Annotated in this window: 6 protein-coding genes and 2 rRNA genes (1 of these 8 cut by a window edge); 5 read left to right on the top strand and 3 right to left on the bottom strand. The window is 54.5% G+C overall.

Annotated elements, in window-relative coordinates; all coding sequences use genetic code 11:
- The 5 genes from ACUZ9Q_RS09130 to ACUZ9Q_RS09110 all read left to right on the top strand — a co-directional run.
- Positions 1-2,786, top strand: a 23S ribosomal RNA gene (locus ACUZ9Q_RS09130); it begins 148 nt to the left of the window's first position.
- Between the two features lie 46 nt (positions 2,787-2,832).
- Positions 2,833-2,947 (top strand): 5S ribosomal RNA (gene rrf / locus ACUZ9Q_RS09125).
- Positions 2,948-4,487: 1,540 nt separating this feature from the next.
- Positions 4,488-5,192, top strand: a complete 705-nt coding sequence (locus ACUZ9Q_RS09120; RefSeq protein WP_192113761.1) for a Crp/Fnr family transcriptional regulator — start codon at positions 4,488-4,490, stop codon at positions 5,190-5,192.
- Between the two features lie 239 nt (positions 5,193-5,431).
- Positions 5,432-7,327, top strand: coding sequence for an anaerobic carbon-monoxide dehydrogenase catalytic subunit (gene cooS, locus ACUZ9Q_RS09115; RefSeq protein WP_449247731.1), 1,896 nt, complete (start codon positions 5,432-5,434; stop codon positions 7,325-7,327).
- Between the two features lie 87 nt (positions 7,328-7,414).
- A complete protein-coding gene (locus tag ACUZ9Q_RS09110; protein WP_449247730.1) occupies positions 7,415-8,227 on the top strand; it encodes an ATP-binding protein in 813 nt (270 codons plus the stop codon).
- A gap of 154 nt (positions 8,228-8,381) precedes the next feature.
- On the opposite strand, the gene ACUZ9Q_RS09105 is transcribed toward ACUZ9Q_RS09110, so the two are convergent.
- From ACUZ9Q_RS09105 to ACUZ9Q_RS09095, 3 genes are all read right to left on the bottom strand, one after another.
- Complete coding sequence (locus ACUZ9Q_RS09105) at positions 8,382-10,553, bottom strand: EAL domain-containing protein (RefSeq protein WP_449247729.1); 2,172 nt, start codon at positions 10,551-10,553, stop codon at positions 8,382-8,384.
- A gap of 476 nt (positions 10,554-11,029) precedes the next feature.
- Positions 11,030-11,596 (bottom strand): lipid-binding SYLF domain-containing protein, encoded by a 567-nt coding sequence (locus tag ACUZ9Q_RS09100; RefSeq protein WP_192113765.1) that lies wholly within the window; start codon positions 11,594-11,596, stop codon positions 11,030-11,032.
- 48 nt (positions 11,597-11,644) lie between these two features.
- Positions 11,645-12,253, bottom strand: coding sequence for a hypothetical protein (locus ACUZ9Q_RS09095; protein ID WP_449247728.1), 609 nt, complete (start codon positions 12,251-12,253; stop codon positions 11,645-11,647).
- Positions 12,254-12,322 lie beyond the last annotated feature (69 nt).

Raw genomic sequence — 12,322 nt, 5'->3', positions numbered from 1 at the left:
GTCACTGGTAGACGAATACATAGTCTGCCAAGTGCCAACTCAGGGAAGTGAAACATCTCAGTACCTGAAGGAAAGGAAATCAAACGAGACTCCCTCAGTAGCGGCGAGCGAAGGGGGAATAGCCCAAACCGTGTGGATCCGTCCATGCGGGGTTGTAGGGCCGGCATACGTGATTCTGGAGTAGGCAGGGGAAGGAAGCTGGAAAGCTTCGCCAGAGCGGGTGATAGCCCCGTACCCGAAACTGAAAAGGACACAGCCGGTACCTGAGTACTGCGAGGCACGTGAAACCTCGTGGGAATCTGGGAGGACCATCTTCCAAGGCTAAGTACTAACCGACGACCGATAGTGCACCAGTACCGTGAGGGAAAGGTGAAAAGAACCCCTGTCAGGGGAGTGAAATAGAATCTGAAACCTGATGCTTACAAGCTGTGGGAGCACCCTTGTGGTGTGACCGCGTGCCTTTTGCATAATGAGTCAGCGAGTTAATCTGTACTGCAAGGTTAAGCGTAAGTGGAGCCGTAGCGAAAGCGAGTCTGATAAGGGCGTTTAGTAGTGCGGATTAGACCCGAAACCGGGTGATCTATCCATGAGCAGGTTGAAGCAAGGGTAAAACCTTGTGGAGGACCGAACCATTAACGGCTGAAAACGTTTTGGATGACTTGTGGATAGGGGTGAAAGGCCAATCAAACCCGGTGATAGCTGGTTCTCCCCGAAATATATTGAGGTATAGCCTCATGGATTGTCTACCGGAGGTAAAGCACTGACAGAGCTAGGGGTCCTACCAGATTACCAAACTCTTTCAAACTCAGAATGCCGGTCAGATGTACCATGGGAGTCAGACAGTGGGTGCTAAGGTCCATTGTCGAGAGGGTAAGAGCCCAGATCAACAGCTAAGGTCTCCAAATCTATGCTCAGTGGTTAAGGTGGTGACGTTGTAGAGACACCCAGGACGTTGGCTTAGAAGCAGCCATCGTTTAAAGAAAGCGTAATAGCTCACTGGTCTAATGACGTTGCGCCGAAAATGTAACGGGGCTAAGCATAGTACCGAAGCTTTGAATTCCACGTATGTGGTCTGGTAGGGGAGCGTTCTTCACGGGCTGAAGGTGTGTTGTAAAGCATGCTGGACTGTGGAGAAGTGATTATGCTGACATGAGTAACGATAAAACGGGTGAAAAACCCGTTCGCCGTAAACCCAAGGTTTCCTGGGTAAAGGTAATCTTCCCAGGGTTAGTCGGTCCCTAAGGTGAGGCTGAAAGGCGTAGCTGATGGGAAACGAGTTAATATTCTCGTACTTGTACATCTGTGCGATGGAGGGACGCAGAAAGGTAGACAGGCCGGGTGTTGGTTGTCCCGGTGCAAGCAGGTAGACGTGTGGTACAGGCAAATCCGTACCGCTCTACGTCGAGACGCGAGTCCGTGACCGTAAGGTCTGAAGCTGTTGAGCCTATACTGCCTAGAAAATCTTCTAAGTTTAGGATGTGCAAACCGTACCGCAAACCAACTCAGGTGGGTGGGATGAATAATCCAAGGCGCTCGAGAGAACTCTGGCCAAGGAACTCGGCAAAATAACCCCGTACCTTCGGAAGAAGGGGTGCTCCTCCGGGTGAAGTTAATTCACTTAACGAGCCTGAGGGAGCCGCAGAGAAATGGTGGTGGCGACTGTTTACTAAAAACATAGGTCTGTGCGAAGTCCTAAAGACGACGTATACGGACTGACGCCTGCCCGGTGCCGGAAGGTTAAAAGGAGAGGTCAGCGCAAGCGAAGCTTCGAATTGAAGCCCCGGTAAACGGCGGCCGTAACTATAACGGTCCTAAGGTAGCGAAATTCCTTGTCGGGTAAGTTCCGACCTGCACGAATGGCGTAACGATCTCCACACTGTCTCGGCCAGAGACTCGGTGAAATTGAAGTCGCGGTGAAAATGCCGTGTACCCGCAGAAAGACGGAAAGACCCTGTGCACCTTTACTATAGCTTGACATTGGGATTTGGAACTGCATGTGTAGGATAGGTGGGAGACTGTGAACTCTGTACGCTAGTATGGGGGGAGTCATTGTTGAAATACCACCCTTGTTTTTTCAGGTCCCTAACCCTCGACCGTTATCCGGTGAGGGAACAGTGTCTGGTGGGTAGTTTGACTGGGGCGGTCGCCTCCTAAAGAGTAACGGAGGCATGCAAAGGTTCCCTCAGGCTGATTGGAAACCAGCCGTCGAGTGCAAACGCATAAGGGAGCTTGACTGCAAGAGAGACATCTCGAGCAGGTACGAAAGTAGGTGTTAGTGATCCGGTGATCCCGAATGGAAGGGTCATCGCTCATTGGATAAAAGGTACGCCGGGGATAACAGGCTGATCGCATCCAAGAGTTCACATCGACGATGCGGTTTGGCACCTCGATGTCGGCTCATCACATCCTGGGGCTGAAGCAGGTCCCAAGGGTACGGCTGTTCGCCGTTTAAAGTGGTACGCGAGCTGGGTTTAAAACGTCGTGAGACAGTTTGGTCCCTATCTTCTGTGGGCGCTGGAGAATTGAAAGGGCCTGTCCCTAGTACGAGAGGACCGGGATGGACGCACCCCTGGTGGACCTGTTGTCGTGCCAACGGCACAGCAGGGTAGCTATGTGCGGAAGGGATAACCGCTGAAAGCATCTAAGCGGGAAGCCTGCCTTAAGATAAGTTCTCCCTGGAGCAATCCCTAAAGGGCCGAGGTAGACTACCTCGTTGATAGGCTGGAGGTGGAAGCGCCGCGAGGTGTGGAGCTGACCAGTACTAATAGCCCGTGCGGCTTGTGTTTGAAAAAAATCCTTCCGTCCCTGTCAATTAATATTTTGACAAATTTCGTTGATAGCCATGGAGGAGAGGGTACACCCGATCCCATTCCGAACTCGGAAGTTAAGCTCTCCATCGCCGATGATACTGCATAACGTCATGTGGGAAAGTAGGCCGCTGTCAACGATCGCTCCAAAGCCCCTTGCTGCTATTAGCGCAAGGGGCTTTGTCTTTTATTCCCCCCTTGCTCCTTCCTTCCAACTCCCCCCTTGCTCTTTGGAGTTTTTCCTCGCTTTCTCCTGGTTGCGTCCAGAGCACGTCAGCCGCATTTACGCAAACCCGTCTTTTTGGGCCTGACTGCGTCAAAATTGGTTTTTTAATGCTCACGTACTTGAGTACGCTGCGCTTAAAAAACTAATTTTTCCTTGTCAGTCCGCAAAAATGCGTATTTTGCAAATTCGCCCAACACCAGCACGTCGCCTCCGCTCACGCTCCGGCGAGTCTAAGGAAGGCAACTCCACAACCCTCTCCTGATCACGACCTGCGAAAGCCAAGATGGAAGGCGGCACCACAACCATTTCACGTCATTCCCGTTGAAAGGCAGGGTGTCCTGTGCCGCGTGCGGTGTAATTTCATTGCAACTTTGCGCATTCAAAAGGTGATGCAATGTGACCCTGAAACCATTTATTAATTACTCCCCATAAAGACAGGATGGAAGGTGGTGCTACAGCAATCTCCTGACCATAAACAATCTAGGGACTCAGGCTCCATACGGTTACACTAGTTTATCGCAACAGTTCGCCCGTATGTGCTGAACGTGACTCTGCAACCTTTCTTTAACTACTGACTGCCAAAGACATATGATGTTAACGACTCGCCATTGGCTTCTAGCTGTGGGGCTTTCGCTTCGAGGTGACTAGGGGATTAAGCAATACGTCTTGCTTGTAATGATGCCCGCAGCGAAGCTAAGTATGTTGAGAGACAACAATTATTGTGGCGAGAGCAGCTTGAGCCAACGACCAGTTTTAACAGTATAATTGTTATCAGGATAGTCGGCTGAAACGGACTTTATCCAAAGCAAATGCGCCATCTGGCATTTACGCGGCGCGGAGGGAGATCGCCTGACCGAGCGCAGCAAGGGAAGGAAGCTCCCGGAGCTACAGCCGCGTTGCCCTCGTCACACAGAGGTTATTGAAGATTCCTCTTTGGGGGTGCTTCGGGGGGGATGCAAGGGGGGGCCGAGAAGGGGGCGTAGCCCCATAACAGGCCCCGCCTTGCTGCGCGCCGCATAGGCGTCCCAAACTCCGCCATCCGGCGGAATAATGTGCCAGAAGGGCAGCAAAAGACTCAAACTCTACGATGAGCAGAAATTGCTCTGCACCCGCGTCCCAAACTTCGCGGATGGCGGAATACAGTGACCGAAGGGCAGCAAAATCTAAAGGTTCACCTCAACTGAGAGGCGAATCGCACGCCGATGTGGTGAGAGCGCGCTACAGGATCCGGAATCCCGTGCCGAAGGGCAGCAAAAGATAAGCTCCGCGAGGAGACGAGATCGCGCACCACTCAGGCGACCCAAACCTTGTCGTGTAGCGAAATCTTTGACGAATTTGCACATGGACTATATGTTTAAATCAGTAGTGAGGGGTTACTGTGGAATGATCGATCAAATGTCGTCATGCTGAGTATCCCTGTGGATCAGTGAGCATGCCGGAAGCAGGAGAATCCCATGAAGTTTACCTCAGTCAATTTGCTGGATGAACTGGCCAAGCCGGAATTCTCCTCGCTGCTTTCCGCTTTTCATGAGCGCAGTTTCCCCAAAAACAGCATGATTTTTACGCCCAGCTATGATGAAGAGCTGGAAAGTTCCCCAACGCCAGTTTCTTCAGCAGGGGAGCGGCTGACAGCCGGCAATTACGTGTTCATTGTGAGCAAGGGCCTTGTGCGCGTATATCTTGCCTATGGCGAAAAGGAATTTACCCTCGCCTTTCTCAAACCGGGCGATGTGTACGTCAGCCATTCAAGCGCGCAGGTGCAGGCTGTGGAAGATACCACAATCCTGCTGGTGGACACGCCCACGTTTAACCAGCGCATGATGTCCGTGCCGCAGTTTACGGTAACTGTTGTGCGGGTGCTTGGCGGTATTCTCAAAAATACGTTTAGTATTGTGGATGGCCTTGCTCTGCGTGATGTTTCTGCCCGCCTGGCTCGTCATCTTGTTTCTGCCGCGCAAGAAAGCGCCCCCGGCCCTGATGGCCGCCGCCGCGTTCGCCTGCAGCTTTCGGGCGAGATGTTGGCCCAGACCCTCGGGGCGTCCCGCCAGACCATTTCCACCTTGCTGACCGACCTGACCCGCTCCGGCATTCTGCTCAAGGAGCAGCGCGGCGTGTATTGCATTCTCGACGAAGGTCGTCTTCGCGAACTTCTGGACTAACCCGCCAAAATTTCCTTCTGCTCAGCTCTTTCCAGTTATTAATTCAGAGTTTTTTACTTTTTTTTGCTGTGTTCATGGTAAAAATATAATTATTTTATGCGATTAGCTTGATATAAAAATCATCATTGCTCCATTGTCGCACATCTGACAGACGCTCTTGCCTGACTGTGATACCAGTATGACAAAGATGGCGGCGCAGACTTGGCGCGCCGTGTAACCTCAAGTTTTGTGGGGCAGCTATGGAAAGCAAGAAGCGCGACATCAACGACATGTCCATATGGGATGATGCCAAAAGTATGCTGGCAAAGGCCAGAGCAGATGGCGTAGAAACAGCCTGGGACAGACTGGATCAGCAAACGCCGCATTGCCGTTTTTGCGAGCTTGGCACCACCTGCCGCAACTGCGTCATGGGGCCGTGCCGCATCAGTGCCAAGGCCGAACCTGGTGGAAAACTTTCTCGCGGCGTGTGTGGCGCAGACGCCGATGTGATTGTGGCCCGCAACTTTGGCCGTTTTATCGCTGGCGGCTCTGCTGGGCACTCCGATCACGGACGTGATGTGATCGAGGCTCTGGAGGCAGTAGTGGAAGGCCGCGCCCCCGGCTACCAGATTCGGGACGAGGCCAAACTGCGGCGTATTGCTGCCGAGCTGGGCGTGGCAACAGAAGGGCGCGATGCCCTTGATGTGGCCGCCGATGTGGTGGATGCCTGCTACAGCGATTTTGGCAGCAGGCGCAAGGCGGTCAATTTTCTCTCTCGTGTTCCGGCCAAGCGCCGCGAGCTGTGGGAAAAGCTCGACATCACTCCGCGCGGCGTTGACCGCGAAATAGCCGAAATGATGCACCGCACCCACATGGGCTGCGATAATGATGCGCCCAATACCATGCTGCATGCGGCGCGTTGCGCCCTGGCCGACGGTTGGGCTGGTTCCATGATCGCCACAGAACTGTGCGACGTGCTTTTCGGTACACCCAAACCCAAAATGTCCACCGCCAACCTTGGCGTAATCAAAAAGGACACAGTCAATATCTTGGTGCACGGCCACAATCCTGTGGTGTCCGAGATGATTCTGGACGCAGCTCGCGACCCTGAAATGATCGAGCTTGCCAAAAAGAACGGAGCAACAGGCATCACTGTTGCCGGGTTGTGCTGTACCGGTAATGAGCTGCTCATGCGGCAGGGCATCCCCATGGCAGGCAACCACCTGATGACGGAGCTGGCAATCGTGACCGGCGCTGTGGAAGTTGTGGTGGTGGACTACCAGTGCATCATGCCGAGCCTTGTGCAGGTGGCTGGCTGCTACCACACCCGTTTTATCGACACAGCAGCCAAGGCCCGCTTTACCGGGGCCATCCATTTTAATTTCCATCCCGAAAATGCACGGGAAGAAGCCCGCAAGGTCGTCCGCATGGCGGTGGACGCCTTTGTGGAGCGCGACCCCAAGCGTGTGGAAATCCCCGCCGAACCTGTCAGCATCATGACCGGTTTCTCCAACGAGGCCATCCTTGAGGCTCTGGGCGGTTCGCTTGATCCTTTGCTGGGTGCCGTCAAGGCTGGCACGGTGCGCGGTTTTGTGGGCGTGGTTGGCTGCAACAATCCCAAGATCAAGCACGATTCGGCCAACGTGGGCCTCATGAAGGCGCTTATCAAAAAAGATATTATGGTTCTGGCCACAGGCTGCGTCACCACAGCGGCGGGCAAGGCCGGGCTGCTGATGCCCGAGGGCGCTTCCATGGCGGGGCCGGGGCTGCAAAGCCTGTGCGGGGCGCTGGGCATTCCGCCTGTGCTGCACCTTGGCAGTTGCGTGGATAACGCCCGTATCTTGCAGTTGTGCGCGCTGATCGCCAATGCCCTGGGCGTGGATATTTCCGATCTGCCCGTGGGCGCGTCTTCGCCGGAGTGGTACTCTGAAAAAGCGGCGGCCATCGGCCTGTATGCGGTTGCCAGCGGCATTTACACGCATCTGGGGCTGCCGCCCAACATCCTCGGCTCGGAAAAGGTGACGGATATAGCCCTAAATGGTCTGGAACAGATTGTGGGCGCATCCTTTGTGGTCAATGACGATCCCGAAACGGCGGCTGATCTGCTGGATGCGCGCATCCGGCAGAAGCGGCAGGGCCTTGGCCTGCAACCCTAGGCCAGTGTGTTTTGCAGAGCGGGTGGGCGGGCCTGCCCGCTCTGCGCAAGGCGAAAGGACACGTACATGAACCACAAGGGGGATTGCATGAAGATTGCCGTTTCTGGCAAGGGCGGCGTGGGCAAAACCTCCATCACCGCCTGGCTTGGCGATTATCTGGCCCGGCGCGGAGAAAAAGTCTGGCTTGTGGATGCCGACACGGCGCTTTCGCTCGGGCAGGCCTCTGGTCTGGCGCGGGCTGATCTGCCGGAGGCCCTCACCCAGCGCGCCGTATTGATTGAAGAACGCATTCGTCCCGCTGGCAAGGGCGGCATGATGGATCTTGATCCGCATGTCAGCGATCTGCCCGAGGCTCTGTCGGCCCCTCTGCCTGTTGTGGGGGAAGGGGCGAAAACAGCAGGCGACAAACGCCTGCTGGTCATGGGCCCCTTGACCAGCGCCGGGGGCGGCTGCGCTTGTGAAAGCAACGCCCTGCTCAAGGCCCTGCTGGCGCACCTGGTGCTCGACAGACGTGAATGGGTGCTGGTGGACATGGAGGCCGGTGTGGAGCACCTGGGCCGGGGAACCGTGGCTCATGTGGATGCCCTGCTGGTGGTATCCGAGCCGAGTATGCGCTCGCTGGAAACAGCGGCGGAGGTTGCCCGTATGGCTGGCAATCTGGGCCTGCACCGTCAGGTGCTGGTGCTGAACAAGGCCACACCTGACCAGGTCGCTGACCTGCCGCCTATTGCCGATCTGCCGCAACAGCGCATCAGCATGCCTGATCTTGAGCCGCTACGGGCGCGCCAGTTGCGGTCCGGTTCTGTTTTGGGGCTGGGCGATGAAACAGAAAAGATGCTGGACAATTTTTGCGCCAGCCTGCTGCAAAAAATCGAAGGCGAATCCGTCCAACGAGGGTAGCGCAGGCTTTGCCCGACTAGTGTCATTGGCCCTGTCTGGCTGGGGATAATTGCGGCAGATTTGGAAAGTTCACGCTATAAAGTTTAGGCCCCGGTTATGCCGGGGCCTTTTGCGTGCTTGGGGCAAAGCGCGAAAAAAACGCCAACCTGCTGCCTCAGGCTTCCAGATCCGTTTGCCCGTTGTAGCGCAGTACAAAGTCCAGGCAGTCCGCACTGGAAAGCGGGCGGCTGAAATAATAGCCCTGAAACGTATGGTAGCCGATGCCCGTAAAAACGCGCAACTGCTGCTCGTCTTCCACGCCTTCCACCACTGTGGTTATGCGCAGGCTGCGGCTCAAATCCAGAATGCTGCGCACGATCTGTTCCTGCACGTTGCTGTTGAGGCTTTCCGTCAGGGAGCGGTCAACCTTGACCGTGGTCACAGGAAAGGCGCGGATGTAACGCAGAGATGTGTGCCCCATGCCGAAATCATCAATGGCAAGGCGTACTCCAAGCACACGCAGCCGGGTGAGCAGATCAAGAGTGCGGGCGTCTGGCTCCAGAATGGAAGATTCCGTAATTTCCAGTTCAAGCTGGGTGGGTGAAAGGCCCAGACCGTGCAGCGTACCAAGCACCATCTGGGCAAAGTTGGCATTGCGCAGCTGGCTGGGAGTGATATTGACGGCGATCACAAGGTCATGCGGAACAGCGGGATGCCATGCAGCGCGCTGTTTACAGGCCTCAAGCAGTACAAACTTGCCCAGTCGGTCAATGAGGTTTGTGTCTTCGGCAAGCGCAACAATAATGGGCGGGGCCACAGGGCCATATATGGGGTGATCCCACCGCAGCAGGGCTTCCACGCCTGCCACGCGCTTTGCCGTGTGGTCGCACTGCGGCTGAAACACAAGATAAAGCTGACCGTCATTGGCGTTTAGCGACCGCTCAAGGTCTGTGGCAAGCGTGTGGGCAAGGCGGCCCACTTCGCCGGGAATGTTCAGGCACTTGCGAGTGTCGGGAGACCCAAAATCACAGCGGCTGGCAATTTGCAGCAGGTTGTGCATAACCTGCTTGCCGTGCTTTTCGCGCACTGCGTCAGAGAGAGCCACAAAGGGCAGATATATGAGGAAGCCAAGCCCAAGGTTAATCATCTGCAAAATGGAGCCGTTGATGCTGCCAGTCGCGACATAGCCGCTGAGCAGTGGGGGGGTGGTCCAGGCAACTCCCACCGTGGTATGCGGCACAAAGGCAATAATTGTTGCAAGGTATGCCACTACGGTTTGTACCGCCGGCACCAGAAGAAAAGGAATGGCAAACGCGGGGTTGAGCATCAGGGGAATGCCAAAAATAAGAGGCTCATTGACGTTGCACAGGGCCGGGACCAGCGCCAGCAGGCAGAGTTTTTTCATACCCCAGTCGCGGCAGCGTACCAGAACGGCAAAGCACAGGGCCAGGGTGGAGCCAGAGCCGCCCATGCGCGTAAAAGTATCAAAGAATATTTTTGTAAAAACAAAAGGCGGCTCGTTGCCATACATTATGGCTTTGGCATTAACCAGGCCCGCAGGGCTGAGGATGTTCACATCCACAGAATTGAGCACGTTGGGGCCATGAGCGCCGAAAAACCAGAGCACCTGCGAGGTGAAGCTGTAGAGCAGGCCAAAGCCGAGGCCATTGCCGCTATGCTGAAAGGGCAGGGTAAGCAGCTTGCTTGTTGCTGCATGCAGGTCTGTTGCTCCCCATAGCGTCAGCAGAAAGCGGATAAACCCGAAAAGCAAGATTGTTGCCATGGCCGCAGGCATAACTGTGACCACATCGCGTACAACCGGATCATGCCCCGCCATTTCTTCCGACAGATGAAAAATACGGTACCGCGCAAGGCGTACAAATACGGCGCTGCCCGCCATTGCCACGCACATGGCAAGCAGCAGGCCTCTGTCCATGGAAAAGCTGATGGTCCAGGAACTTGTTTCTTCCGGTGCAACAATGACAAAAAAGCAGGAGAGAACCACCAGCGAACTCAGCATTGGGCTGACGGCTGGGGCAGAGGGATTGGTCAGGTTGGCCCGCATGGCGCTGGCACCGCCCAGTGCGCAGGCCAGGGCCAGGGCGGATATGCCGAATGTGCCTGCCACAAGGGTGTCGCACGCGCGCATTCCCACGGGGCCGAGCAGTGCGTCAACGGCATTTTGCGCGGCTTCAAAGGGCAAATTGCGTAGCAGCAGGGTGAATGAGCCGATCATTATGAGCGGCAAAACAATGAACAGCCCTCGCCGTATGGCAAGAAAAAATGGCCTCCCGCTCAAATTATCAAGCAGGCACAAGAGGGATTGGGCTAGCTGTTTGCTGTTCATATGCAGAGTGTCGCTTGCAAGTCCACCTTCTACGGCTCAGTGTGTACAGTCAGGCTGAGCCGTTTGATCGAATTCGTGTCAAAGACCTCGTAAAGGCAACGGCATCAGGGGTTGCCGCGCCAGCCTGCAAGCTGTCTGCAATTGCACCCGGCAGAAACATCTGTTTGAGCGATCCTGCCATGCATGTTGGATGACTTATTATCAATCTGTGTAATATCAGGATAAAAAACAATCAAGCGCTCAGGTATGTTAGCGGCAAAGATCGTACGATTTTCAGAAGAAAGGGGAGAGGGGCAGATCGGCAGGCAGTTCAGGTGGTGATTACATATGTGGGCTTGAGCCCAAGAACGAGTATGACCACATCAAGGGGTCACTATCTTCCACCGCATGCGCAGGAAAAACGGCGGCCTACCCTGAACGGTAAGCCGCCGTTTATGCATTTCAAAAGGCTGAATCCGAGTATGTAAAAACAGAGGCTACTTGCCCGGATGTATTTCAGTTATTTTGCTGCCCTGAATACCCAAGCCAGCCATTAGCCCCTTCTGGTTGAAGAAAAATGCGTACACCCCAGAGCGAGCCGTGGTAGTGGTAAACGATCTGGCCATCCCCTCATCCACAACAACCACGCTGGGGCCGACACCTATCTCCCATCCGCCACTGCTTTTCAGATACTTCAGGTCATCATCTGAAAGAAAAAACAGAGCATAGCCAAACTTCTGTATACCGGCCTGCAACCCGTAGGATGCTGCAACGCTACGATAGTAGCCCCTGGTTTTGCCTCCAATCCGCAGGGCGCCTTCGCCGAATTGACCGCCAATGATAAAGCCGCCCTTGACTATATTGGGAAAGACAAGGATTCCCTTGGCTGCGCTTCCCATTTTTTTTGCCGCCGGGCTTGAAGCGTATAACTGGTTTAACGCAGCAGTAACATCATAATTGATGGATGCCGCGCTGTCTGCCATGGAGGGCGCGGGAAGAGCAACGACCATGAGTGCAAGCAGGGATAAGAAGATCATCAAACGCCGAAGAACTTTCCCGTTCATTGACCATTCCCCTCGTTAATATGGCCCGAAGACACCAGGCTTATAAAATCAACGCTTGGAGCCCTGCTTGGCGCTCTGCTTGGAGCTCTTCCGTACGGCGATATCAACAACCTCAAGATAGCTAATACCCAGCGTATCCCCGACCTTAAGCTTTTTGAGGTTCTCTGGATTTTGCACCTTGACTACCACCACAGAACCGTTGGCGAGTTCAAGCTTGGCCAGCTCGTTGACTTTATCCATGGCAAGTATCTTGGCGGTAAAGTTCGATTCCCTTACTCCCATGCCCTGCGGCTGGGATCCGGGTTTGGCCCTGACAACAGCCGTAGCCTGTTCGTCAGCCACAGAACCAGGCTCCGCCAACCACACTGTCAGTTCACGCCCGTAGGAAATATCGACCATATCTCCTTTCTTTACGCGCCGCAGATTAACGGCTTCCTTGCTCACATGAATAATAAACAAATCACCCTGAAGGCTGCTCAAGGTTACCTTGCGCGTTTTCAGATCAACAGCTTCAACCTTTGCCACCGTGCTCTCAATCTCAGAGCTCATCACCAGCGTTTCATTTGGCTGGGCAGAAGGTTGAGGGGCATTTTTGCTGCAACCCACCAAACATATAGCCATAAGTCCTAGCACCAATCCAGAAAATACAATCTTCATGCCTTTCCCTCCCATGGTTGACTTTTTCATTTGATTACAAACATTCTTTGACAAAAATAAAGTACCTCT

Source organism: Desulfovibrio desulfopostgatei, assembly GCF_053570645.1.
This window is presented reverse-complemented; position numbering and strand designations above follow the sequence as displayed.

Coding starts and splice junctions, on each gene's coding strand:
- ACUZ9Q_RS09095 (WP_449247728.1), bottom strand. CDS start 12,253: ATGAAGATTGTATTTTCTGGATTGGTGCTAGGACTTATGGCTATATGT.
- cooS (WP_449247731.1), top strand. CDS start 5,432: ATGGAAAGCAAGAAGCGCGACATCAACGACATGTCCATATGGGATGAT.
- ACUZ9Q_RS09110 (WP_449247730.1), top strand. CDS start 7,415: ATGAAGATTGCCGTTTCTGGCAAGGGCGGCGTGGGCAAAACCTCCATC.
- ACUZ9Q_RS09100 (WP_192113765.1), bottom strand. CDS start 11,596: ATGAACGGGAAAGTTCTTCGGCGTTTGATGATCTTCTTATCCCTGCTT.
- ACUZ9Q_RS09120 (WP_192113761.1), top strand. CDS start 4,488: ATGAAGTTTACCTCAGTCAATTTGCTGGATGAACTGGCCAAGCCGGAA.
- ACUZ9Q_RS09105 (WP_449247729.1), bottom strand. CDS start 10,553: ATGAACAGCAAACAGCTAGCCCAATCCCTCTTGTGCCTGCTTGATAAT.